At 70.8% G+C, this 23,656-nt stretch carries 18 protein-coding genes; 11 read left to right on the top strand and 7 right to left on the bottom strand.

From position 1 onward, the window contains the following. Positions 1 to 2: 2 nt before the first annotated feature. A complete protein-coding gene (locus WMF19_RS26780; protein WP_437892956.1) occupies positions 3 to 1,736 on the bottom strand; it encodes a hypothetical protein in 1,734 nt (577 codons plus the stop codon). Positions 1,737 to 1,935: 199 nt separating this feature from the next. Between WMF19_RS26780 and WMF19_RS26785 the strand changes: the two genes are divergently transcribed. The 3 genes from WMF19_RS26785 to WMF19_RS26795 all read left to right on the top strand — a co-directional run bounded on the left by WMF19_RS26785 (position 1,936) and on the right by WMF19_RS26795 (position 4,652). Further along, a complete protein-coding gene (locus tag WMF19_RS26785) occupies positions 1,936 to 2,178 on the top strand; it encodes a hypothetical protein (RefSeq protein WP_437892957.1) in 243 nt (80 codons plus the stop codon). A gap of 11 nt (positions 2,179 to 2,189) precedes the next feature. Next, entirely contained in the window at positions 2,190 to 3,866 is a 1,677-nt protein-coding gene (locus WMF19_RS26790) for a carboxylesterase/lipase family protein (RefSeq protein WP_437892958.1), read from the top strand. A 153-nt stretch (positions 3,867 to 4,019) separates the two neighbouring features. Further along, positions 4,020 to 4,652: an NUDIX hydrolase gene (locus WMF19_RS26795; RefSeq protein WP_272093605.1), complete on the top strand. Its 633-nt coding sequence runs from the start codon at positions 4,020 to 4,022 to the stop codon at positions 4,650 to 4,652. 91 nt (positions 4,653 to 4,743) lie between these two features. Here the strand turns inward: WMF19_RS26795 and WMF19_RS26800 are convergent, their stop codons facing one another. Then, positions 4,744 to 6,816, bottom strand: a complete 2,073-nt coding sequence (locus WMF19_RS26800) for a TonB-dependent receptor plug domain-containing protein (RefSeq protein WP_437892959.1) — start codon at positions 6,814 to 6,816, stop codon at positions 4,744 to 4,746. Positions 6,817 to 7,322: 506 nt separating this feature from the next. Here WMF19_RS26800 and WMF19_RS26805 point away from each other — a divergent pair. The 7 genes from WMF19_RS26805 to WMF19_RS26835 all read left to right on the top strand — a co-directional run bounded on the left by WMF19_RS26805 (position 7,323) and on the right by WMF19_RS26835 (position 14,904). Then, positions 7,323 to 7,799: a MarR family winged helix-turn-helix transcriptional regulator gene (locus tag WMF19_RS26805; protein WP_437892960.1), complete on the top strand. Its 477-nt coding sequence runs from the start codon at positions 7,323 to 7,325 to the stop codon at positions 7,797 to 7,799. A gap of 4 nt (positions 7,800 to 7,803) precedes the next feature. Further along, complete coding sequence (locus WMF19_RS26810) at positions 7,804 to 8,517, top strand: hypothetical protein (protein ID WP_437892961.1); 714 nt, start codon at positions 7,804 to 7,806, stop codon at positions 8,515 to 8,517. Positions 8,518 to 8,981: 464 nt separating this feature from the next. Next, positions 8,982 to 10,049: a hypothetical protein gene (locus tag WMF19_RS26815; RefSeq protein ID WP_437892962.1), complete on the top strand. Its 1,068-nt coding sequence runs from the start codon at positions 8,982 to 8,984 to the stop codon at positions 10,047 to 10,049. A 129-nt stretch (positions 10,050 to 10,178) separates the two neighbouring features. Beyond that, a complete protein-coding gene (locus WMF19_RS26820; protein WP_437892963.1) occupies positions 10,179 to 11,168 on the top strand; it encodes a hypothetical protein in 990 nt (329 codons plus the stop codon). 221 nt (positions 11,169 to 11,389) lie between these two features. Continuing rightward, on the top strand, positions 11,390 to 12,097 hold the full coding sequence (locus WMF19_RS26825) for a hypothetical protein (RefSeq protein ID WP_437892964.1): 708 nt from the start codon (positions 11,390 to 11,392) through the stop codon (positions 12,095 to 12,097). Positions 12,098 to 12,304: 207 nt separating this feature from the next. Then, complete coding sequence (locus WMF19_RS26830) at positions 12,305 to 13,663, top strand: AAA family ATPase (protein WP_437892965.1); 1,359 nt, start codon at positions 12,305 to 12,307, stop codon at positions 13,661 to 13,663. After that, positions 13,660 to 14,904, top strand: coding sequence for a vWA domain-containing protein (locus tag WMF19_RS26835; RefSeq protein ID WP_437892966.1), 1,245 nt, complete (start codon positions 13,660 to 13,662; stop codon positions 14,902 to 14,904). The genes WMF19_RS26830 and WMF19_RS26835 overlap by 4 nt, the downstream gene beginning before the upstream one ends. A gap of 74 nt (positions 14,905 to 14,978) precedes the next feature. On the opposite strand, the gene WMF19_RS26840 is transcribed toward WMF19_RS26835, so the two are convergent. The 4 genes from WMF19_RS26840 to WMF19_RS26855 form a co-directional block, all read right to left on the bottom strand. Beyond that, on the bottom strand, positions 14,979 to 17,759 hold the full coding sequence (locus WMF19_RS26840) for a hypothetical protein (protein WP_437892967.1): 2,781 nt from the start codon (positions 17,757 to 17,759) through the stop codon (positions 14,979 to 14,981). Positions 17,760 to 18,185: 426 nt separating this feature from the next. After that, the gene (locus tag WMF19_RS26845; protein WP_437892968.1) at positions 18,186 to 19,727 is read right to left on the bottom strand and encodes an NCS1 family nucleobase:cation symporter-1; all 1,542 of its coding nucleotides are present in this window, start codon (positions 19,725 to 19,727) and stop codon (positions 18,186 to 18,188) included. Between the two features lie 80 nt (positions 19,728 to 19,807). Continuing rightward, the gene (locus WMF19_RS26850; RefSeq protein ID WP_437892969.1) at positions 19,808 to 20,734 is read right to left on the bottom strand and encodes a PAS domain S-box protein; all 927 of its coding nucleotides are present in this window, start codon (positions 20,732 to 20,734) and stop codon (positions 19,808 to 19,810) included. Between the two features lie 316 nt (positions 20,735 to 21,050). Next, positions 21,051 to 21,542 (bottom strand): hypothetical protein, encoded by a 492-nt coding sequence (locus WMF19_RS26855; RefSeq protein ID WP_437892970.1) that lies wholly within the window; start codon positions 21,540 to 21,542, stop codon positions 21,051 to 21,053. 161 nt (positions 21,543 to 21,703) lie between these two features. Between WMF19_RS26855 and WMF19_RS26860 the strand changes: the two genes are divergently transcribed. Beyond that, positions 21,704 to 22,498, top strand: a complete 795-nt coding sequence (locus WMF19_RS26860; protein WP_437790424.1) for a hypothetical protein — start codon at positions 21,704 to 21,706, stop codon at positions 22,496 to 22,498. 46 nt (positions 22,499 to 22,544) lie between these two features. Here WMF19_RS26860 and WMF19_RS26865 read toward each other — a convergent pair whose 3' ends face one another. Next, entirely contained in the window at positions 22,545 to 23,528 is a 984-nt protein-coding gene (locus WMF19_RS26865) for an aldo/keto reductase (protein ID WP_437892971.1), read from the bottom strand. Positions 23,529 to 23,656: the final 128 nt, after the last annotated feature.

Here is a 23,656-nt window from a genome sequence, read left to right on the forward strand (position 1 = left end):
GCTCACTCGGCGACTATCGCGACGGAGGCCGGGAGCGCCCCGATCTCCGCGGTGACCACGCCGTCCTCGTACGAGAAGGGCACCACGCGATCTTCCTCGAAGTCGATCGACGCGGCGGTGACCTGCGTCGGGCTCGCGTCCACGGGGAAGCTCACCGTCACCCCCTCTTGCTCCACCACGCCTGCGCTGTACTCGTGGTTGATCACATGGAGCACCGTGCGGCCGTCCGCGAGCCGCACGAGGTTATGGCTCATCTTCTTCTCGCCAGCGCACGCCTCGGGCTGCTCGGCGGACGCGCACTCCTCGAAGGAGAGGGTCACGGGCCCTGCGAGATCGGTCGCTCCGTGGTACAGGCCCTCGTGGGACTTGTAGAAGTCGCGGAAGCGCGCGAAGAACTCCATCATTTCGAGCGCGGTCGCCGTGCTCTCGTCCGTTGTCGTGTGCAGCGGCAGCGCGAAGTACAGGCCGTTCGCGTAGGCCTCCGCGGCGAAGACGCGGAAATAGTCCTTCCGCTCCTCCAGCGGGAGCCCGTAGTAGCGGTTCATCATGTCGTTGGGCCAGTCCAGGAACAGCATCAGGGGGACTTCCTTGCCGCCGACGAGGTCTTGAACGCGCTTCGAGCGCGCCTTGAGCCCCCGCAGGGCGGTCTGGAACGACACGGTCCCGTCGAGGTGCCCCTCCACCACAGGCACCCAGTTCATGCCGCGCGGCCCGTCGCCGTCGATGTTCCAGTCGTACAGGCCCACGCTCTGCATGTCGACGAACGGCACGACGCCGTTCGACGAGATGAAGATCTCGCGGCCGTGCTGCTCGCGCGCGTAGCGGCGGAGCTCGAGCACCACCTCCTGCCAGTAGACGAGCGCCGGATAGACCTCGACGAAGGTCCCGAGCTGCGGGTCTGGGCGGTTCCCGACGGTCCGGCCCCACTCCTCGACGAGCAGCTCGTTCCCGCTGTCGAAGGGCTTCGCCGTGGCGTTCACGCGCTGGAGGTAGCCGCGGAAATCGAAGCCTCTCCCGGCCGTCTCGGGCGCTCCTCCGCAGTCGAGCCCGTCCTCGGGGAGGAGATCGAACCCCTGCTGCCAGCCGTCCGGACGGCCGCCGTGCTTGCGACAGAGGTAGTTGCCGAAGTCCGCGACATGGCGGTCGTCGAACCCCTCGTTGCCGTCGTACTCCGCGCCCCCGTAGCCGCCGTTGATCTCGTCGAAGTTCAGCCCGTCGACGCCGAGGTCGATCTGGAGCTTGCCGATCTCGACGAGCCGCGCCCGGTAGCTCGGGGACGCCATGCTCGACCGGTGGGCGCCTGGCACGATCTGGTCGTGGGCGACGAGCTCGCCCGCGGCGTTGCGCGTTGTCTGCTCCCGAAACTGCTCGTCGCTGTCGACCTCGTCGTCGAAGATGATGGATGCGGTGCTGCCCGCGACGAAGCGGACGCCGCGCTCGCGGCAGCTCGCCAGGTACTCGGCGTCATAATCGTCGGCCTCGATCCCTGTGTCGCGCCAGCGCTGCCACGCTCTCGGCACCATGTCCGGGGCGAGCTCTAGCACCTGGGGATCCGCCTCGTTCACCTCCACCTGGCTGAACGCGAACACCGTCAGCTCCGACGTGTCGAACGTGCCGAACACCTCGGGGTGGATATCGGGCATGACCGGCGTGATCTCGCCTCCGCCCCCCTCTCCCCCCGCGCCGCTCGCCGCGGTTGCGCCCTCGCCGCCCGCGCCCCCGCTGGACGCCGCCATGCCGCCGCTTCCCCCAGGTCCTCCAGGGCCAGGATCCGAGCTGCACGCGCTCTCGGTCAGGGCGCCGGCCATGACCATGCACGACAGCAGCCAGGACCAGCCTGATCTCCCGATCCGGGCCGCGCGACCCTGGTACCTATGCGCCGGAGCCTCTCGACGCCCGGCGCCGCCCGCGATCCCGTCGTTGCGATGAGTTGCCATGCGCACAGAAGGCGTTCGCGCCATCCGCCATGTCAAGGCGGCCTGCGCCGCAGCACGAAGCTGTCACAGTGGGAGCTTCTCAGACAACCACGTCAAATTCCAGCACCACCGCTCGCGCTTCATGGTTGAATTCCGCGTGCGCAGAACGTCGCTCCGCCGACTGGCGGCCTTCATCGCCACCTGCGTCCTCGGCGCCGCGCTCGCCTCTTCCCACGGTCCTGCATTCACGATTTGCTCTTGACGGAGACGATCATGCCTATTCGACCTTCATTGTCGCACACCATTCTTCTTGGCCTGCTCGCTGCCGCCTGCAGCTCGAGCGAGCCGGCTCTGGAGGGCTCCGGCGGCTCGGGCGGCGCCGGCGGCTCGGGCGGCGCCGGCGGCTCGGGCGGCGCCGGTGGGTCCGGCGGCAGCGACGCGGCTGCGCCGCTCGTCGAGACGGAGGCGGGTCCGGTGGAGGGCGCGCGCGTCGGCGCGACGCGCAGCTTCCTGGGCATCCCGTACGCCGCGCCGCCTGTCGGGGACCTGCGCTGGAGATCGCCCGCGCGGCACGAGCCGTGGACCGAGCCGCGGGCTGCCGTCGAGGTCGGCGTCCCTTGCCCGCAGATGGACCTGCTCACCCCGGGCTTCAATGAGAGCTCGGGAGAGGACTGCCTCACCCTGAACGTCTGGACGCCCGAGCGCCCGGCGTCCTCTCCCCTGCCCGTCCTCGTGTGGATTCACGGCGGCGGCTTCGAGCTCGGCAGCGGCGGGGAGGCCGATTACGACGGCCGGGCGCTCTCCGAGGCGACCGGGGCGGTGGTGGTCACCTTCAACTACCGCCTTGGCCCGCTCGGGTTCCTCGCCCTCCCGGAGCTCAAGTCGGAGGATCCCGATCACCCCTCGACGGGCGCGTACGGCCTCGAGGACCAGCGCGCCGCGCTCGAATGGGTCAAGGCCAACATCGCCGCGTTCGGCGGGGATCCGGGCAAGGTCACCCTGTTCGGCGAGTCCGCGGGCGGCATCAGCGTCTGCATGCACCTGGTGTCGCCCAGGAGCAAAGGCCTGTTCCAGCGCGCCATCATCGAGAGCGGACCGTGCGACTCCGCCGCGGACGAGGCGGCGGCCAGCGCGCAAGGGCAAGAGCTCGTCGAGGCGCTGGGCTGCACCGACGCGCCGTCCGTCCTCGAGTGCCTGCGCGGCAAGTCGGCCGAGGAGGTCATGAGCGCGCTGCCGCGGGGCGCGGCCTTCCTCGAGGGCGCCGGCCCGACGTGGTTCCCGGTCGTCGACGGATGGAACCTCCCCGACAGGCCGGGCAAGCTCCTCGAGGCAGGGAGCTTCGAGAAGGTGCCGACGATCCTCGGCAGCAACGCGGACGAGGGCACGCTCTTCGTCACGCTCTGGGGCGAGTCCGCGGCGGTCGCCGACGACGCCGCGTTCGAGACGTTCGCCGAGACGCTCGCCCCAGGCCACGGCGAGGAGGTGGTGGCGCTCTACCCGAGCCAGACCTACGGCTCGGCGCAGGCGGCGGCGATCGCCGCGCTGGGTGATTCGATGTTCGTGTGCCCGACGCGGCGGGCAGCGCGCGCGCTCGCGGGCGGCGGCGCGGCGACGTATCTCTATCATTTCACCTATGCGCCCGAGAGCTCGCTGCTCGGCGATCTCGGCGCCTTCCATTCTTCCGAGATCAAGTTCGTGTTCGGCAACCCGACATCGGTGTTGCCGGAGCCGCTGACCGCGGGCGAGCTCGGGATGTCGCAGGAAATCATGGGGTACTGGTCGCGCCTCGCGGCGAGCGGGGACCCCAACGGCGAGGGCGCCGTCGCGTGGCCGAGGTATGAAGCGGAGGGGGACGAGAGCCTCGCCCTCGATCTCGAGATCGCTCCGCAGACCGGCCTGAAGAGAGAGCTCTGCGACGCGTGGGACACCTTCGCCACGGCGGCTCCCTGACGGCGCTCGCACGGAGGGCCGCGGCGCGTCGCGCCATGGCCGGGGCACGGCGTGCGGCCTGCGCGCCTTGCATCGGGGCCCGCCGCGCGACGGATCCCCGAGCGCAGCCGCCGCGCTCTAAATAGCGATAGATATTATGCTATCCTGACCACGGTGCTCTCCTCCTACGATCTCGCCGCCATCATGGCCCGCCTCGACGGGCGCGAGGCCGCGCTCGACCTGCTCACGCAGGAGCGCCAGGCCGCTGTCGCCGCGATCTTGCGGGCGCCGGCGGGGCCTCTGGGCACGGCGCTCGATCCTGCGGGGGGCAGGGAGCCCGGGGAGGCCGAGCTCCTCCTGATCCGCCGGGCCGAGCACCCGGCCGATCCCTGGTCGGGGCACATGGCGCTCCCGGGCGGGCGGCGCGAACCGGCGGACGAGAGCCTGCTCGCCACGGCGATCCGCGAGACCCGGGAGGAGGTGGGGATCGACCTCGCGGCGCACGGGACCCTGCTCGCGCGCCTGCCCGAGGTCCCGGCGGTCGCGCGCGGGCGGCGCGCCGGGATGATCGTCGCCCCGTTCGTCTTCGCGCTGCGCTCCACGCCGGAGCTCACCCTGAGCGACGAGGTGGCCGAGGCGCTCTGGACGCCGCTCGGGCCGCTCGCGCGCGGCGAGCGCACCTCGCGTTACGCGTACACGCACGAGGGAAACGTCCTCCAGCTCCCGTGCCTGCTCGTGGACGAGCGGGTCGTCTGGGGGCTGACGTACCTCATGCTGAAGCAGCTCTTCGAGGTGCTCCACCGGTAGCTCGCGCGGCCGTCGGATCAGCCGGCCTGCCGCGACGTCGCCGGCGTCGTCGGCGTCGTCGGCGTCGTCGGCGTCTTTTTCCCCTATCCCCTCAGAAACCGCCCTCGATCGCGAGCCCAGGCATCGTGATGGGCCCGAGCTTCCGCGGCGTGCACCCGTTGTCATCGCAGCTCACGTCGAACACCTCCTTCGCCAGCGTCGCGTTCTGCACGTCGATCACGAGCCCGAGGTAGCTCCGCGCGCCCAGCGCCCAGCGCTTCGACAGGCGCATGTCGAGCCGGTAGAACGGCGCGATGCGATCCGGGTGCTCGCGCGGGGGGCGGCCCGGGGCGGCCTCGTCGGCGGGAAAGCCTGTGTAGAAGACGTGGCGGATCCCGGCGCGCCAGCCCGCGCCGAGATCATAGAGCAGCGCGACGTGCGCCACGTGCGTCCGGTCGTAGGCGGAGGGGATCGTCGACTTGCCCCGCGTGCGCGTGGAGCGCGACAGCGTGTACGACGCCAGGAAGAACATGTCGCGGCGGAGCGCCCCGCGCGCCCCGAGCTCCAGACCGTACGTGTCGCCGAGGCTCCGCGTGAGGAAGCGCTCCGTGCTGAGGTTCGTGCCGCGGCCCGTCCCGATCGGATCGCTCAGGCCGAGGGTCACCTGTCGAAACACCGTGGCGCTGAAGTTGACCGGACCCGCGTCGGCCTCGACGCCGAAGCTCGACTGCAGGCTGCGCTGCAGCCCCCCCGGGATGCCGCCGATCTGGAGCGCCGGCAGCGGGGCGAGGCCGGGCAGCTGCGAGGCGAGGCCGAGCGCCGGGATGAGCCGCACGTGGTCGCCGACGCCGAAGCGGCCGACGATCCTCGGGTCGACGGCGAGCGCGCTCTTGCCGAGCGATGTGTAGTGGTCCACGCGCACGCCGGGCGTGAGGGTCGACCGCTCGTCGAGCACGATCAGCGCGTCCGCCCACGCGCCCAGCGCCAGGTCGAGCCGGCTGCGGAAGAGCTCTGGGAAGCTCTCGTCGAGCTGGGCCGTCCCCTCGGCGGGCGAGTCCTCCTCGGTGGACTCGCCGCCTTCGGCCTCGCCGTCCGACGTGCTGGGGCGCGGCGTCACCACGTAGCGGTCGACCGCCGCGTCGACGCCCGCCCGCAGGAGCGCGCGCCCCGCGAGGATGGGCCGGGCCAGGCTTATCCTCGCGTTGAGCTTCCAGGCCTCGGCGCTCTTCACGCCCACCCCGCGCGACCGATCGAGCCCGAGGGTGAGCGCCGACCTGACGCGCGCGCCCGAGGCGGCGTCGTCGCGGTCGTAGCGCAGGTCCAGGCGATGAAAGTCGCTGTCGAGGAGGACGTCGGTCACCTCGGCGCCGTGCTCCTTGCCGATGCTGGCGAGGTAGTCGTACGCGCCGAAGGCGAAGACGGTGAAACGCTCCTCCGGCCCGAGCCGGTACGTCATCCGCCCCTGGTAGTCGGCGTAGCCCACATCGACGCTCGGGACGAGCGCCGACGTGAGCGCCGCGCCGGCGGCGTAATGCCCTCCCACGAGGACGTGGGTGTCCCTGTCCATCGGCCCTTCCACGACGCCGCCGAGGTCGACGAACCGGAGGCTCCCCTCCCCGCGCCAGACGTCGGACGGCGGCGCGCTCTCGGCCTCGATCGCCGCGCCCGCGAGCCGCCCGATGTCCGCGGGATAGGGGCCGAGGTGCATCTCGACGCGCTGGACCATCGCGGCAGGGATGACGCTGGGGCCGGCGCCCACGTGAAAGAGGAGCGGGACCTGGATGCCGTTGAAGAAGTAGCCGATGTTCCCCGGCGGCGCGCCGCGGATGTAGTAGTACGGCATGCCGCTCGCGATGGAGGTCACGCCGGGCTGGATCTCGATCGCGCGGTAGGGGTCGCCGAGGGCGCCGGGCAGCTCGCGGACGTCGCGCCGCGTGAGCGAGACGGAGCCCGGCGGAGCCCGGTTGCCCTCGACGGTGACCTCGATCCCCGCGGGCGCCGCGGCCGACCCGACGGGAACCTCGGACGCCGGCGGCTCGGCCGGGGCTGCGCCGGGCGCCGGCGTCCCTCCGGTTCCTGCCGATTCACCGGCCGGGCGGCCTGCAGGCTGAGGGCGCGCCTCGCCAGCATGAAAGGTGGCGGCGGCCGCTAGCGCGAGGGAGAAGAGTGCGCCTGGGGATCTCACGCGGATGTCGTTAATGCGCCGCCGGGCAGCCGGGAGAACCTCCCCCGTGGTGCCCCGGAAGTAGCAAATCCAGGGGCTCGACGGAAGCCAGGGAGTCCATGCACGCCCAGCCATCGACGTGCCCTGGACGCGCATCCCGCGTGCAAGGCGCCGATCAGCCGTATCGCCGGGCTGCGCGTCCCCTTGCCCCGATCCGGGGCACAAAAAACAGAGCGCCCATTCGACGGCGGGGGGGAAGCCGTCACGGGCGCTCTGGCCTCCGTGTTTAGCAGGAGTCGAGCCAAGGCTCTCCCCTTCTCTGTTCCTGGGGTTACCCTTAAGGATAGCCCCGACACCTTTCGATTCTGAGATCTCTGCTTTCAAACCTGGCATGAGATCAGCGCCTTGGAACATCCCGCCGGGCCTCCTGCCGCGCCGAGCTCCCCGGGACGCAAACCAGCTCCATGGCGAAGGCCGGCGCGGCGTTTCTTTTGACAAGCACTTGTCAACATGACAGCTTGATGTCCATGACGAAGCTCACCGCGGAGGCGACCGCGCTCAGCGAGCTGGTGATCGAGGTGTTCCGCTTGAATGGTCTGGCGCTCGAGGCCGGGGACACCCTGGCCAGGCCGGCGGGGCTCACGAGCGCGCGCTGGCAGGTGCTCGGCGTCGTGGACCATGGCCCGGCGCCGGTCTCGAACGTCGCTCGAACGATGGGGCTGACCCGCCAGGGCGTGCAGCAGATAGCGGACGCCCTCGAGCGCGAGGGGTTCGTCGAGTATGTCGAGAACCCGCACCACCGCACGGCCAAGCTCATCGCGATGACGGCGGCAGGGCGCGAGGCCCTGCGGCAGATCGAGGCGCGCCACGCCGCGTGGGCAGACCGGATAGGCAAGCGGCTCGATCTGTCGAGCTTGCACGCGACCATCGATGCGCTGAGACAGGCCCGACGTGTGCTCGAAGAGGACGCGGCGTCGCCAGCGCGACCCGCTCGAAAGGAGTGATCCCATGAGCGGAGCGATGACGATTCCCGTGCTCCCGTGCGTGTCGCTGCCCGAGACCCTGGCGTTCTACGACGCATTGGGCTTCGAGGTCACCCACCGGCAGACAGCGCCGAACGTGTATGCGGCGACGCGCCGCGGGGAGGTCCACCTGCACTTCATGGGCCTCAAGGGGCTGGATCCCAGGCAGGCGTACAGCACGTGCCTGGTGATCGTCCCCGAGGTCGAGCGGCTCCACGAGACCTTCGCGGAGGGGCTGCGGCGGGCGTACGGCAAGCTGCCGATCTCCGGCCTGCCCCGGATCTCGCGCATGAAGAAGGGGCAGAGCCGCTTCACGGTGGTCGACGTCGCGGGCAACTCGGTGATCTTCATCCGGCGGGACGCGCCGGACGACGACGACGAGGGGGCCGCCGGATCGCGCTCGGACTCGAGGCTGGGCAAGGCCCTGCGCGCGGCGGCGCGGCTGCGCGACTTCAAGAACGACGACGCCGCGGCCGCCAAGGTCCTCGACGTGGCGCTCGCCCGGAAGGGGGCGGACGACCCGCTCGAGCGCGCCCGCGCCCTCGCCGCGCGGCTCGAGCTCGCTGTCGCCCTGGGCGAACAGGCGCGCGCCCGCGCCCTGCGCGACGAGATCGACGCGGCGCCGCTCTCCGGCGAGGAGCGCGCCCAGCTCCAGCCCCAGCTCGACGCCGTGGACGCGCTGGATCGGTCGCAGCGATAGGCGCGCGCCCGCGCCGCCAGGCCTCACGTCGCTCGCCGCCTCCGTGTCGCGCCGCGCCCGGCGGACGCGCGACGCGCTCTTCCTTGGCCAGGAGCGACGCCCGGCGCGGCCTGATCCCGCCGGCAGCGCGGCAGCGCCACCGTGCCTTCCACCATCCAAGGTGAGATTCTCACGAAAAGCGCACGACCAACAATTGCTGATAATTTCTCGGGGCCTATCGAAATATACTCAATTCATCGTGCCTTAACGACAAGATTCAGCTTCCTTGGCCCCGCCGACCCAAGTATGAAATACGCATGCGAGCTCTCCTTGGCTCCGGAGTGACAAGGCCGCCGCGCGCCCCCGGCCGGCTCGCCTCGCCGGCGTGAAGGAGCAGGAAGAGAGAGGCTTGGGGCTGCGCCGAGCGATCGTCGCGGTGCCCCTGCCGAAGAGCCGAAACGCGACACGCGAGAAGGACCATCACGATGAGGAGAAGGAAGGACCCGTTCGGCATCGCGCTCGCGCTCGCGCTCGCGCTCGCCGGCGCCGGCAGCTTCGCGGGCTGCTGGGAAGGCGGCGCTGTCCAGATCTATTCGTGCAACGAGCCGTGCTTCAGCCTGGATGCTCACGAGTGCAATGATCCGTGCCCCGTGTGCGACGGCGCGTGCGTGCCGCCGCCGGCCCCCGGGTTCGACGATCCCATCCTGCTCTGGAGGGGCGACGCGACAGGCGGGACGTCCCCACCGGAGTGCCCGGCGGAGGCGCCGGATCTCGTGTTCGACGGTTACAGCGGCTTCGACGGCGAGCACACGTGTCCGACGTGCCTTTGCACGAAGCCCTCCTGCGAGCTGCCGTCAGGCCTTGTGGGGAGCGCCTCGGCGACGTGCGACGGGACGGCGTCCACGTCGTTCGCCGCCCCCGAGGGGTGGAGCGGCGCGTGTACGGCGCCGGACGCGGCGACCTCGGGCGAGATCGGCTCGTTCCTCATCCCGGCGCCGACAGTGAGCGCGTGCGTCCCGACGCACGATCCCGGAGGAGCGCCGCCCGGGCTGGCCGCCCCCGCGCGCACCCGGGTGCGCGCGTGCACGGGCACGGCCGACAAGGACAAGTGCAGAGATCCCTCGAGGATGTGTGTCGCGGCCCCCAGGCAGCGGTCAGGGGGCTTCACGATGTGCATCCGCTATCTCCACCAGCGCACGCCGGAGTGCCCTGAGCAGTATCCCGATCTGCTGGCCGTCGCCGAGCGCTTCGACGACACGCGCAGCTGCACGCCGTGCGCGTGCGAGGAGCTCGAGGACGCCACGTGCTCCGCGCTGGTCTCGGTCTACGAGGACGGCGGCTGTCGCGAGCTCCTCGGCGCAGAGATGGTGACGATGGCCGGGCCGAAGTGCGTCGCGGGGCCGGATCTGCGGCTCGAGAGCATGGCTGCCCGATGGATCAGGGAAGACCCGGGCAGGTGCGCCCCGACAGGCGGAGTCGCCATGGGCCAGGTGACACCGGAGAGCCCGGACTACTATTGCTGCCAGTCGGACGAGGTCATCCCTATCTACTGATGACCCCGCCCGCCAAGGGCTGTTCGAGCTGTTCGACCCGGACGCCCCTTTGAGCGAGGGTGCGAGTTCGTGTACCCGTGCGCGCGCTTCGCGGCTATAAGAGCGAATCACGCGAAAGGGAGAGCGGATATGCGAATCGCACGAGGGTGCTTCTGGATCGCGCTCGCGGCGGCCGGCTGCAGCGCGTCCAACAGCGGCACGTCCGCGACGGAGACCGACCCGTCTTCGGGTGCCGAAAATAGCGGCGTAGCGAGCGGCGCGGGCGGCCAGGACGATCCGTTTGGCTCCGGGGCCGGGATCGGCGGGAACAGCGGAGACATCGGGAGTGGGGACAACGGGAGTGGGGCCCCGAACAACGGGTGCGTCGAGCGGGCCTCCCTCGTGTATGTGCTCTCACAGGACAACGAGCTCTACAGCTTCAGGCCCGATCGTAAGGAGTTCACGAAGATTGGTGTCCTGGGGTGCCGGACCGGCATGGATCCCAACTCGATGGCGGTCGATCGCAACGCGGTGGCGTGGGTCAACTATGTGGAGGCCGACGACAGCGAGGGGACGTTGTTCAAGGTCAGCACCGAGGACGCGAGCTGCGAGCCCTCCGGGGCCACGCTCTCCGACGGATGGGCCCGGCTCGGCATGGGCTTCTCGAGCGACCTCTCGCGCCCGGACACCGAGGAGCTCTTCGTGGCGGGCGCCACGGGCACGCCGGGCATCGGGCTGGGGAGGATCGAGGGCGCGTCGGTGACGCCGGTCGGCGAGTTCAGCGGCTCGATGCGCGACATCTCGGCGGAGCTCACGGGCACGGGGGATGGACGCCTCTTCGGCTTCTTCACGACCACCCCGGTGCAGCTCGCCGAGATCGACAAGGACACCGGCGAGATCATCGAGGCCACGGACCTGCCGGGCATCGAGACCCCCAGCTCCTGGGCGTTCTCGTTCTGGGGCGGCGACTTCTATTTCTACACCGCCCCGAGCGAGCTCGGCTCCCCGTCGCGGACCACCAACGTGAGCCGCTATCGCCCGTCGGACGGCTCGATCGACACGGACTACATGACGGACATCGGCTTCCGCATCGTCGGCGCCGGCGTCTCGACCTGCGCCCCCCTCGAGCTCCCTCGCTAAAGCGAGCGACGGTCACCCGCTTCGGATACGGGCCCACCTCGACGTTTTCGGTGCTCAGCGCACCGGAGTGCGCTTGCGCGCCGAAAACGCCGATCTGGGCCCGTCTCCTGTGCGGGTGACCGCCGCTCTGCCGTGCATGGTGCAGAGGGGCCGGTGTAGGGCGGAGGAGCCATCGGGACGGAGGAGCCGGGGTTGTCCGTGATGTCATCGGGAACGGATCGGTGAAGCGCGCTCCCGGCGGGATAGCCATCTACCGGTCGGGCATCGCCGGCATCACGTTGCGCGTGGCCGATCGGGCACACCCGGTCGGGCGTCGAGGTGTTGCGATGCGGATGAACCTGGTCCCCGGGCGCGCTGTCTGGCTACTCGCGCTGTCGCTCACGGCGGCGTGCGGGACGGCGCCGGCCGCCGAATCCCCTGCGCGCGACGACATCTTTCGCGCCGCGGGGCCGAACGAGTTCATCCTGCTGACCGCCCGGGGCGAGCTCGTGAGCGCCGACATCGAGCCGGGGCGCGTCATCGGCCCGGACGTGAACCTCGGCGTGTACGCCGCCGACAGGGGGCGCGAGGGGCAGACGGTCCGGGGCGTGGCGTTCGACCAGGCCGTGAACGTCACCGCGACGGGGCAGCGCGCGGCCGGCACCGTCGGCGCCATGCCGCTGGAGCTCTCGGTGACCCGGGCGGAGGCAGGGCTCCGCGCGCGGGGCCTCCTGGCCGGCGCCCTCTCCGACTACCGGCTGGACGAGCGGCAGCTCACGGGCACGATCGGGCGCTGCAGCTACGAGCTCACACGGACGGGGCGCACCTACGAGGGGTCGCGGAGCTGCGAAGGCCGGCCGCATCACGCGACCGTCCTCCTGCCCCGCGGGCTGTCCTCGTGGAGCGACGCCGCGCTCGCCGCCAGCCTCGGGCTGCTCCTTGGCGCCTGAGCGCGCCGCGGGTCGCCCCGTCGCGTGGGCGGTGGTGAATGACAGGCCGCGCAGCGGCTGCTAGAGCTCGGGGCGACCCGGCAAGAAAGACGAAGCGCGCCGGAAGCCCGTCGGGTACGGAAGGGCCGAACCTCCCGGGCCCCGGGCCCCGGGCCCCGGGCCTCGGCGGTCCTTTCTTCGCCCTCGCGCGGCACCCCCTCTTCATCCGTGACGAAGCCCAGATCCGATGGCAACGCGCCGGGCAGGCCGGCCCCGGCGACCTCACCGAACCTCCTCGAGGGACGCTCCGCGCCCATCCCGGTCGGGCCGCGCCTCGAGGCCGTGCTCGAGCTCGCCTACCGCGCGCGCCGCGCGGTGCTGCTCGAGGGGCCCACGGGGATCGGCAAGAGCGAGCTCGTCCGTCAGCTCGCCGAGCGGCTCGGCATCGCCACCGTCGTGCTCGATCTGAGCCTTCTCGAGCCGCCCGACCTCGTGGGCCTGCCGGTCATCCGGGACGGCCGGACCACCTACGCGGCGCCGTCGGTGCTTCCCCAGGACGGCGCCGGCATCCTGATGCTCGAAGAGCTCAACCGCGCGGAGCGGTACATCCAGCAGCCGGCGCTCCAGCTGCTCAGCGCCCGGCGGCTGCACGAGTACGAGCTGCCCACGGGGTGGGTGTGCTTCGCAGCCGTCAACCCCGAGTCGGCCGATTACCAGGTGACCCCCCTCGATCGCGCGCTCCGCGCGCGGTTCCTTCACCTGAACGTCCGCGCGGACCGGGCGTCCTGGCTCGCCTGGGCGCAGGTGAACGGGCTCCACCCGGGCGTGATCGCCCTCGCGCAGGCGCACGAGCGCGTCCTGGAGGATGTCCCCCCGCGCACCTGGACCTATGCATCGCACGTGCTGAGCGCGCTCCGCCCCGAGGAGCTCGCGGACGGCGTGCTCCTGCGCGACACGCTGGGCGGGTACCTGCCCCCGAGCTGGGTCGAGCTCCTGCTCGCGTCGAAGGACACCTGGTCGACGCGGCTGCCTTTCGATCTGCGCGCGCTGCTCGCCGATTACGGGCCGAGCTCGCCGGCGGGCAAGGTGCTGCGCGGGGCGCGCGAGCGCGGGGAGACCGACCGGTTCGACGAGGTGACGACGCGGCTCGCGCCGCTGCTCGAGGGGCCCGAGGTCGGCGTGCTCGCGGCGCAGCGCAAGCTGTCGCTGGGCGCGTTCGAGGCGCTGCTCGCCGACCTGCCCGGCGACCACCGCGAGCGCCTCCAGGACGCGCTCGGCGGCAACGCGACGGCCACGCAGCTCATCGACGTCCGCCCCGAGGAGCTGCTCCAGAACTACGCGGGCAGCGCCGCCGAGCAGAAGGTGCTGGCGTGGCGCGCCGATCCGCTGCGGCAGCACCGCGTGGGGCTCGTCGTGACCGCGCTGTCGGCGCACCTCGCGCAGCAGGCGAAGCTCGTCGACGTGCGGCGGAGCAACGTCGCGCGCGTGTGCCTTGGCCAGCTGCTCGCGCAGCTCCCGGAGCGCTGGGCCCTCCGGCTCGCGGGGGCGCTGAAGAAGCACGGCGTCACGCCGGTCCGGCCGCAATGAGCGAGGCGGCGGGGCGCGGCGGGCGCGGCGAGGTGCCCGAGGACGCGCTCGCCGCGTGGCTCGACGCCTTCGTGCGCGATCCCGGCTTCCTGGAGAAGTACCCCTGCTACGCGGCGATCCTCGCGCGGCTCGCGCCTGTCGCGGACCCCTCGGTCAAGCGCATGGCCGTCTCGCTGTTCGATGGCCGCTTCTTCCTCCACGTCAACGTGGAGTCGTTCATGAACGAGCCCGTGTTCCTGCGGGGCGTGCTCCTCCACGAGGTGCACCACGTCGCGCTCGGGCACCTGTGCCACCCCAAGTTCGCTGGCGCGGACGAGCCGGAGCTCATGGACCTCGCCCTGGAGATGTCGGCCAACGAGTACATCGAGGAGCCGCTCCCCGACCCGATCCGCTGGCAGCCCTACGCCGCGATCGGCCTGCGCGGCGGCCAGAGCACGCTCGAGCGCTACGAGCTGCTCGTGAGCGCGGCGCGCGAGGGCAAGCTCCCGCAGCGCGGCGGCGAGGCCGTCGACGACCACCGCGTGCTCCGGCGCCCCTCGCGGGAGCCGGGCGCTGTGGAGCAGACGCGGCAGCTCCTGCTGCGCGCCGCCGAGGAGGCGGACGCGCTCGCGGAGGACGGCGATCCGGCGGACGTGCCCGGCCTGCTGCTCGCTGGCAAGACCCCGGGGCGGCTCATCGAGGAGCTGACGGACGCGCTGGGCCCGCCCGCGCACCCGCTCGACTGGAAGACCGCGCTCAGGATGTTCGTGGCGAGGGAGCGCGCGCCCGTGCACACGTACGCGCGGCCGAACCGGCGCTTCCCGGGCCGCGTCGGCGAGGTCCCCGGCAGGACGTACGCGCCCCGCGCGATCACCAAGCCGTCGGTGCTCGTCGCGATCGACACGTCGATGAGCATGCGGCGCGAGGAGCTCTCGGAGATCGCCCGGCAGCTGCAGGTGATGAGCGAGTCGGCGCGCATCACCGTCGTCGAGTGCGACGTGGAGATCGGGCGCGTGTACGCGTTCGACGGGCGGCTCGACGAGGTCGGCGGCCGCGGCGGGACCGATCTGCGGCCGGTGTTCGCCCCGGAGTTCCTGGCGGCGCGGAAGGTCTCCGGCGTCATCTATTTCACGGACGGCGCGGGGCCCACGCCCCCGGCGCCGCCGCCGCTCCCGGTGCTCTGGATCCTGACGAAGCCGCAGGATTTCGCGTGCCCGTGGGGCGAGCGCGCGTGGCTCGCGAGGAAGCCTCGGCCCAGGTGATGTGAAGGCGGCGCGCGAGGGCGCGAAGACGCCCGCGCGGCGTGGGATCGCCGCGCGGGCTCGGACTCGGGGCCTCAGGGCGTGCTCGCCGGGTCCGCCGGGTCGCTCCCCGCGTCCTCCTCGTCGCCGTCGAGCGCCCCATCGCCGTCGCGGTCGAGCGCCATCCGCGTCCCCGAGCCGGGCGGCGCGCAGGTGAAGGTCAGCGCCTTGTTCGGCCCCGCGATCGCGCGCAGCGCCGCCGCGCTGATCGCCGGGCTCGCCGCCCTGTCGGGCAGGAACGTGCCAGCGCCCTGTTGATAGAGGAAGCCCTGCTCATCCCCGTGGAGGCGGACCTTGGCCACGAGATCGCACTCCCCCACGTCGGCGCGCGCGATCAGGAGATCCACGCGCAGCTCGGCGGCCGTGTCGCCCGCGCCGGCGAGCGTCGCTTGCTGGCCCACGATGGGCGCCAGGTTGCTGTCGAAGGCGTGAAGATACTTGGTCACCTGATGGCGCAGCACCTCGCCCGCCGCCCCCGGCGGGAAGCCGGCGACCCCCGGCGCCTCGTTGAAGCCGTTCTGATCGTGGAAGCGGAAGACCGTATCCATCGTCCCGTCGTGGCCAAAGCCGAACCCGCGGATCTGGTCGCCCTGGAACTCGAAGTTCCGGTCGTTGAAGCGGGGGTTCTGCACCATGCCGAACATCCCCACCTTCTGATAGACGTTGCGGAGCTGGGCGACCTTGAAGCTCTGGAAGATGAAATCGAACGTGTAGCGCCCGTCGGTCCCGAAGAAGCCGGGGAACTCGACCCCGTACTCGGCGTTGGCGGTGGGATCGAGCACGTGGCACGAGGCGCACGCGCCGCCCTCGCTGGGCGGCAGGGTGAAGAAGGCCTTGCCCGCCGCCTGATCGGCGGTGAGCGAGTTGTCCAGGTGGCGGATGGGGTTGGGCGGATACATCACCTGCATGGCGAAGTCGGTGAAGGCCTGCATGTCCGCCGCGGGGATGGGCGCGTTTCGCCCGAGCAGGCCGACGAAGGCGACGCTGAACTTCTTGAACGCGGCCTCCTCGTCGAACGTGCCGCTGTCCGGCTGCGCGCTCGGCGCGTCCTCCCCGCCGGTGCGGTCTCCGCGCCAGTGCATCGGGCCGTGGTTGGCCATCCCGCGCAGGCTCTGCGTCGTCATCGGCCCCTTGAGCGCGGCGAACTCGGCGGGCGCGCCGAAGATCGTCGGATCGAGCACGAAGGGGCCTGGCATCGGCCTGTTCACCGCGTCGGGGTCGCCGAGGTCCCACGCCAGGCTGTCGAGATCGCCGAAGACATGGCAGCTCGCGCACGCCGAGTCGCCGTGGCTCGACGTGAACGACGCGTCGTAGAGGAAGCGGCGGCCGCGGACCACGCTCTCCGGCTCGGGGCTGTACATGGGCACGTGCGCGACCTCGGCCTTGTCATCGACGTCGATGATCGAGATGGAGTTGTCGAAGCGCGTGAGGGCGTAGAGCTGCCCGCGCGCCTCGTCCAGCACCACGCCGGTGGGCCCGCCGCCGGAGACCGGGATCTGGCGCGCGAGCCTCGGCACGAAGGTGTCGGCCTCGAGCGCCGCCGTGTTGAAGATGCCGATCTTGTCCGAGCCGAGCGCGGCGACGTAGAGCTTCTTCCCGTTGCTGGAGACGGCCATGCCCGTGGGCAGCGCGAGGCTCTTCCGGTTCTCGGCGTTCGGGACCGGGGCGCAGCACGCGCTGTAATTGATGTGTTTGTTCAGGTGCCGCGGGGCGACGCTGCCCGTCGCTGGATCGATCACCGTGATGTTGTTGTGGTTGAACCGGCCGCGCACGGTGTGGCCGGCGAAGACGCCGGGGCCCTCGAAGCGATTCTCGTTGAACGCCTCCGTGTTGGCCACGTAGACGCGCCCGCTCACCGGGTTGACGGCCATGTTGTAGAGGACCGTGCCGACTCCCCGGAACACGCCCCCGGCCCCCGCGACGGGCGCGGGCGGGTTGGCCAGGGCGTCGATGACGAAGACGTCCTTGTCGGGCAGCGAGAAGTTCACCTTGTCGTCCCAGGATCGATTCAGCTCGTCCACCCAGTGCGTCCCGTTGAATTTGACGATGAGGGGCGCCGAGGGCTGCGCGACCCCGGCGGCGTTGGTGGTCGGCGGAGGCAGGCCGAGGCCCAGGTTCACCACGTTGGTCTCGATCACCGTGGTGCGGTTTCCCGAGTGGAAGGCCGCCGCATAGACGCGTGAGCCGTCGGGCGTGGCGGCGAGCGCGCGCGGCGTGTCGCTGAAGAGGGTGATGATGTTGAGCGGCGCGGGGCTCGGGCTCGCCGCCGAGAAGACCCAGACGTCGGCGCGGCCCACGCCCGGCGTGGTGAGCGCCGGATCCACAGGGCTATTCTGCCCGCGGTGCGCCGTGGTGATGAAGGCGCGGCTCTTGCCAGCGCCGGCGAACACGATGTCCCGAGGCTCATCGCCGACGAGCAGGGTGCGCACGACGCGGGGCTTCCGCGGCTTCGAGACGTCGACGACGCTCACACTGTCGGAGAGGTGGTTGACGACCCAGACCTCGTCATCGCTGCGGGCCGCGACGGCGACGGGCTCCAGGCCCACGGCGACGGAGCCGCGGTGCTCGAGCCCGCCGCTCCGGACCTTGAAGATCTCGAGCCGGTTGTCAGGCGTGTTGACGGCGAAGAGCATCGAGCCATCGGGCGAGAGGGCGAGAGGGCGGACCTGACCGCTCTCGAAGAGGGAGTAGGGCCGGGCGGCGGCGACCGTGATCGGGGCGCCCGCGACGGTCGGTGTTTCGTCGACGGGCGTGCCGTTATCAGCGCATGCGGCCAGGGCGAGAGCCGGGAGCGACCAGAGGACGAGCTTCTTCATGGGCACCTCGAAGGCGGGAGATGAGCGACATTTTATGATTCATCGAAAGGCGCCCACGGAGCAAGAGACAGACGAATGGAATCAACCCACGTTGTTTGGCAAGACACTTTGCGGAGTGCCTCGGCGGCGGGAGCGCTCCACAACACACCACAGGTCTCCCACGGTGGGGCCCCGCCCCACAACAACGTTGTTGTCTTGGGGGAGTCTCGTCGTTGATCACGAGATGAATGCCCGCGTACAAAAAAAAAGACGCAGCCCGTCGGCTCCTCGCCGGCGCGCGCCGGCGAGGAGCCGGCGGCGCTCCCGAGGCAGAGGGCGTCCTCGGGAGCGCGCGCCGCGGGTAAGACGCGGCGTTCGCGGCTGACCGCGCTGATGCTGAGTTGGATGGGCGGTGGGGTCGCGCGCCTCGCCGCGAGGCGATGGGGATCAGGCCGCGGCGAGCTTGGCCGGGCGGCGAATCAGCGAGAGGGCGACGTAGACGACGAACGAGATGGCGAAGCCCGAGAACCAGGCGTAGCTATAGAGATCCATCCATGCGCTGGAGACCGTCGCGACCTTGATGGTGCCGAAGAAGCCAGGCAAGTTGGGCAGGATGCCGAGGACGAGGGCGACGATCGCGACGGGGTTCCACCCGCCCGCGTACCAGTAGATCCCCCCCCGCTTGTAGAGCTGGGCGAGATCGAGGTTGGTCCTGCGGACGACGTAGTACTCCGCGATCAGGATCGCGCCGAGGGGCCCGAGCAGCGCGGAGTAGCCGACGAGCCATGTGAAGATATAACCCGTCGGGTCGCTGACGAGCCGCCACGGCTGCATCAGGATCCCGATGATGCCTGTGATGAGGCCGCCGGTGCGGAAGGAGATCCGCGACGGCCAGAGGTTCGAGAAATCGTTGGCCGGGCTCACCACGTTCGCGGCGATGTTGGTCGCCAGGTTGGCGATGCAGAGGGCCGCGAGCGAGATGATCAAGACGACCGGGTTCTCGAAGCGGGTGATGACGACGACCGGATCCCAGAGGGTCTCGCCATAGATGACGACCGTGGCGGAGGTGACGGCGACGCCGATGAACGAGAAGAACGCCATCGTGGGCGGCAGGCCGATCGCCTGTCCGATGACCTGATCGCGCTGCGAATGCGCGTAGCGAGTGAAGTCCGGGATGTTGAGGGCCAGGGTGGCCCAGAAGCCGACCATCGCCGTGAGCGCCGGGAAGAAGAAGACCCAGAACTGGCCTTCCTTGGGCTGCCCCACCCCGAAGGACGAGGGCTTCTCGAGCATCGGGCCGAACCCGCCGGCGCGGCTATAGGCCCAGAGGAGCAGCGCCAGGCCGAGGCCGATCAGGAGAGGCGCCTTGATGTTCAGCAGGATCCGGATCGACTCGATGCCCATGCGAATGATCCAGATGTTGATGCCCCAGAAGAACAGGAAGCAGACGAGCTGCGGGACGTTGATCCCCAGCGGCGTCGGAGGCATCTGCTCTATCGACGGGACGAAGACGGCCACGATCTTGTAGATGGCCCACCCCCCGAGCCACGTCCCGATCCCGAACCAGCCGCAGGCCACGAGGGCGCGCAGCACCGCGGGCACGTTCGCCCCTCGGACGCCGAAGGCGCTCCGGCAGTAGACGGGGAACGGGATACCGTACTTCGTGCCCGCGTGCGCGTTGAGGATCATGGGCATGAGCACGATGACGTTGCCGAGGAGGATCGTGAGGACAGCCTGCCCCCAGCTCATCCCCTCGGCGATCAGCCCCGAGGCGAGCATGTACGTCGGGGTGCAGGCGCACATGGAGACCCAGAGCGCAGCGATGTCCTTCATCCCCCATTTGCGCTGGTCCGAGCGCACGGGCGCGATATCTTCGTTGATGTAGCGCGAGTCGATGTCCCCTCCTAAGCCCTGAAAGCCCTCTCCGGCTTTCGCACCGTGAGCAGCCGAATGCACGTCGGGTTGAGCAGTCGTTTGCGTGTGCGCCATCGTCGATGAGGCTACACGATCGGACGTGAGACTGGGTAGTGGGCAGGCGCGCCCTCTCCGGCGCGCGGCGAGGCTCGGAGCTAGCTGCCCTGGAGGGCCGGAGGTCGAGAGGCGGTGAGCCCGCGCCGCAGGGCGAACGCGATACCCTCTTTCAGGGTCCGGAGCGTCACGACGCCGCCCACGCCGACGCCCTGCGCGACCAGCGTCTGCGCGATCCGCGGCTGGATGCCGGTGAGCACCACCTGGGAGCCGAGGAGGTTCACCGCCTTGGCCAGCCGGATGAGCGAGTCGGCTACCTGGGAGTCGATGACCCCCACGCCGGTGATGTCGAGGACCACCGTCCTGGCGCTGTGCGTGACGACCCCGTTGAGCACGGTCTCGAGCGTCGCCGCGGCGCGGTCGCTGTCGAGGAAGCCGATCAGCGGCACCGCGATGACCTGATCCGCCACCGGCATCAGCGGGGTCGACAGCTCGCGGACCATCTGCTCGAGCCGCTTCGTCTTGTCCGCCACGCGCACCTCGAGCTCGGCGTTGAGGCGCTTCACCTCGTCCTCCGCGTGCCGTCGCTCGGTGACGTCGACGCCGATCGCCTGGAACTCGGCGAGCGGCCCCCCCTCGCCGAGCGGGGCGCGGTTGGTCCAGTGCAACCAGCGGATCGAGCCGTTCGGGAGGATGACGCGGTGCTCGGTGTGGACGATCGGGTCCTCGGGGCCGAGCTTCGCGAACTGCCGAGCGAGGTGCGGCCCGTCCTCGTCGGGGACCATCGGCATGAAGCGGTAGCCGACCAGCTCCTCCCGCGTCTTCTCGAAGTACCGGCAGTAGATGTCGTTGACGAAGGTCAGCGTGCCATCCATCCGGAAGCGGCAGATGAGCTCGGTCTGGTCCTCGACGATGCCCCGGTAGCGCGCCTCGCTCTCCCGCAGCGCGTTCTCGACGCGCTGCTTCTCGGCGAGCTCCCGCTCGAGCTCGGCGTTGCGCCAGCGGAGCATCTCCAGTTCCGCTCGCATGGTAGCGACAACATCCGCTTCGCCGTCGTTCATGATCCGATGATTCCTTGGCGCGCCGCGTGGACAGTTACGTCCGTCCTAGCTATCTTACCAGAGGACGATAGCGCCGGGTGAACTTCGAGCGTGCCGGAGGCGCGTGCAGCGCATCCTACAGCGCACGCCCTGTCCTCCCATCGACGCACCGGAACGCACCAGAGCACGCCTGCACGAGCATGCGTCTCTTCGTCTCATCAAGGGAGCATGGCAGGCGCATCACGCGCGGATCTGCTCCCGCTCCGCCGCTGACGGGCGTCGACGCGAGAGGGCCGGCCGCTCGCTACTGTGCCCGCCGGAGCGTGGCGACGCCCTTCCAGGGCGGCGTCTGCGCGTGCACGACGAGCTCTTCCTGGCCCGAGAACTCGCACAGCGCCTCGTAGGCGACCCCTGCCTCGTCGTAGGAGACGATCTTGAACCGATCCCACGCGGGGTCGCGGATCTCGTAGGCGCGGTCCACGTGGAGGCCGGGCGAGTCCGCGAGGATGCGCTTCCCATCGAAGCGGACGACCAGGTGCGCGTACTGGAACTCGAGCATCGACGCGAGCATCGGTTCGAGCGGGACCTCGGGCTCGAACCGGACGAGCCTGAAGCTGCCGCGCAAGCGCGCGTCGATCGACGAGATCGCGGCGCCTGCGTCGGGCCCCCGGGAAGCGCTCGAGCCGCAGCCGGCCGCCTGCGCGGCGAGGACGGCGGCGCAGGCGGCGAGGAGGAAGCGGGGTGCGCGGGGCGCGCGGGACGGACGCAGGGAGAGACGGCTCGCCGGGGGCGACATGGGGCGGAGCTTAGGGCGAGCGGACGGACAGCGCAAAGCGGCACGGGAGCGCGCGGCCGTGGGCACGCCGTGGACGAGAGAGCGAAACATCTTCCTGCCGCGCCCGCTTCCGCTCACGCTTTCACCTCGAGCGCCGCGGTCGCGCTCGCGGGAGGGGGAGCATGACAGACGTCCTGAGAGGCACCGATTTCGTCGCAGGCCTTCCAGAGCACGCGTGCGCGGCGCGCGAGGAGGCCATCCTGGAAGCGGTGCAGGCCGGCTACCTGGCGCCGATCTCGTGGGTCCCTGTGTACAGCCAGCTCGAGGAGCGCCGCGCGACGTTCCTCGTGAGCGCCGACGCGCTCCGCATCGGCGACGCGGAGGACTCCGTCCGCGTGAATGCCTCCGCGCGGACGACCCAGCGAATCGCGGATCTGCTCGAGTGCGCGTTGCTGACGACGCGCCTCTGCGACCTCGTGTGGGAGCAGGCCAGCGTGCGGATCCCGCCGTGCATCGGCGCCCCGGATGCCACGATGGCCAGCACCTCCCGCATGCTGGAGCACCACCGCCGCGTCGAGGAGCACGTCGCGGGGCGCACCGGGCTCATCGAGAACGTGGGCAAGCACTGGGTACTCACCAACCGCCTCGCGGATCGCCCCGACCGGGCCGCCAACTACGGCTGGTTCGACCCGGGCGCGGCCCACAGGTACGGCCAGCACACGCTGTGGCAACCCCTCGGGCTCGCGCACGATCCGGATCACGTGGACTACTCGCAGGTCGTCCGCCTCGTGCGGCGACGGTGCACGGTCGACGACACGGAGCGCGATCTCCTCGAGGTGATGACCGATCCGGCGCTCGCCGGACTGCTCTCGTCCGAGGGCCCCCTGCATGTCTTCCGGCTGCCCGGGGTGCCCGAAGAGGCGAGGGTCGCCGCGCGCCCGAAAGACAGGGCTGACCCCGCGCCCGAAGACACATGATGCCGCGCGCCGGATCGGCGTGCGCGCGGTCCTCAGGCCGCGTCGCTCACTGGTTCACGAGCTGCATGCCCGGCTCCGGGTAGCGGAGGCCGACGGCCGCGCCCTTCGGCACCACCGCGTCGAGGCGCCGCAGATCGCCCTCGGTCAGCTCGAGCGCCTCCGCGGCGACGTTCTCCTCGAGGTAGCTGCGGCGCTTCGTGCCGGGGATCGGGACGATGAAGTCCCCCTGCGCGAGCACCCAGGCGAGCGCGAGCTGCGACGCCTTCACGCCCTTCTCCCGCGCGATGCCCTCGACCTTCGCCACGAGATCCAGGTTCCGCTGGAAGTTCTCGCCCTGGAATCGCGGCGAGATGCGCCGGTAGTCGTCCGGCGCGAGATCCTCGAAGCGCCGGATCTGCCCCGTGAGGAAGCCGCGGCCGAGGGGGCTGTACGCGAGGAAGCCAATGCCGAGCTCGCGGCACGTGGCGAGCACGTCGTCCTCGGGATCGCGCGACCAGAGCGAGTATTCGGTCTGCACCGACGCGAGCGGGTGCACCGCGTGGGCGCGCCGGAGCGTCGACGAGCTCGCCTCCGAGAGGCCGATCGCGCGCACCTTGCCGGCCTTCACGAGGTCGGCCATCGCGCCGACGCTGTCCTCGATTGGCGTCTTCGGATCGACGCGGTGCAGCTGGTACAGATCGATGACGTCGACGCGCAGGCGCCGCAGGCTCGCTTCGCAGGCCGAGCGGATGTACGCCGGCGCGCCGTTGATGCCGCGGACCGTGACGTCGTTCGGGTCGCGGACGATGCCGCACTTTGTCGCGAGGACGACGCGATCGCGCCGGCCCGCGATGGCCCGGCCGACGAGCTCCTCGTTCGTGAAGGGACCATACATGTCCGCTGTGTCGAGCAGCGTGACGCCGAGCTCGATGGCGCGGTGGATCGTGGCGATCGACTCGGCCTCGTCGCGCTCGCCGTAGAAATCGCTCATGCCCATGCAGCCGAGGCCGAGGGCGGAGACCTGCAGAGTTCCGAGCTTGCGAGTGTGCATGGTGGGGCTCCTTGGCGCCGCGGAGAGGCGATGGCGACGCACACCACGTAAAAGTGAGCGCGCGCACGGAGTCAAGGGCCGGTTCGCCCCCTTGGAGGCTGTCGACACCCTCCCGGAGAGATGAAACT

Source organism: Sorangium sp. So ce124 (genome assembly GCF_051525235.1).
In the GTDB taxonomy this organism is placed as follows: Bacteria; Myxococcota_A; Polyangia; order Polyangiales; family Polyangiaceae; genus Sorangium; species Sorangium atrum.

Bases quoted from the DNA above. Each gene is read 5' to 3' on its own strand.
- WMF19_RS26780 (WP_437892956.1), bottom strand. From the start codon at position 1,736: ATGGCGGCGTCCAGCGGGGGCGCGGGCGGCGAGGGCGCAACCGCGGCG.
- WMF19_RS26785 (WP_437892957.1), top strand. From the start codon at position 1,936: ATGCGCACAGAAGGCGTTCGCGCCATCCGCCATGTCAAGGCGGCCTGC.
- WMF19_RS26790 (WP_437892958.1), top strand. From the start codon at position 2,190: ATGCCTATTCGACCTTCATTGTCGCACACCATTCTTCTTGGCCTGCTC.
- WMF19_RS26805 (WP_437892960.1), top strand. From the start codon at position 7,323: ATGACGAAGCTCACCGCGGAGGCGACCGCGCTCAGCGAGCTGGTGATC.
- WMF19_RS26810 (WP_437892961.1), top strand. From the start codon at position 7,804: ATGAGCGGAGCGATGACGATTCCCGTGCTCCCGTGCGTGTCGCTGCCC.
- WMF19_RS26815 (WP_437892962.1), top strand. From the start codon at position 8,982: ATGAGGAGAAGGAAGGACCCGTTCGGCATCGCGCTCGCGCTCGCGCTC.
- WMF19_RS26820 (WP_437892963.1), top strand. From the start codon at position 10,179: ATGCGAATCGCACGAGGGTGCTTCTGGATCGCGCTCGCGGCGGCCGGC.
- WMF19_RS26835 (WP_437892966.1), top strand. From the start codon at position 13,660: ATGAGCGAGGCGGCGGGGCGCGGCGGGCGCGGCGAGGTGCCCGAGGAC.
- WMF19_RS26840 (WP_437892967.1), bottom strand. From the start codon at position 17,759: ATGAAGAAGCTCGTCCTCTGGTCGCTCCCGGCTCTCGCCCTGGCCGCA.
- WMF19_RS26845 (WP_437892968.1), bottom strand. From the start codon at position 19,727: ATGGCGCACACGCAAACGACTGCTCAACCCGACGTGCATTCGGCTGCT.
- WMF19_RS26850 (WP_437892969.1), bottom strand. From the start codon at position 20,734: ATGCGAGCGGAACTGGAGATGCTCCGCTGGCGCAACGCCGAGCTCGAG.
- WMF19_RS26855 (WP_437892970.1), bottom strand. From the start codon at position 21,542: ATGTCGCCCCCGGCGAGCCGTCTCTCCCTGCGTCCGTCCCGCGCGCCC.
- WMF19_RS26860 (WP_437790424.1), top strand. From the start codon at position 21,704: ATGACAGACGTCCTGAGAGGCACCGATTTCGTCGCAGGCCTTCCAGAG.
- WMF19_RS26865 (WP_437892971.1), bottom strand. From the start codon at position 23,528: ATGCACACTCGCAAGCTCGGAACTCTGCAGGTCTCCGCCCTCGGCCTC.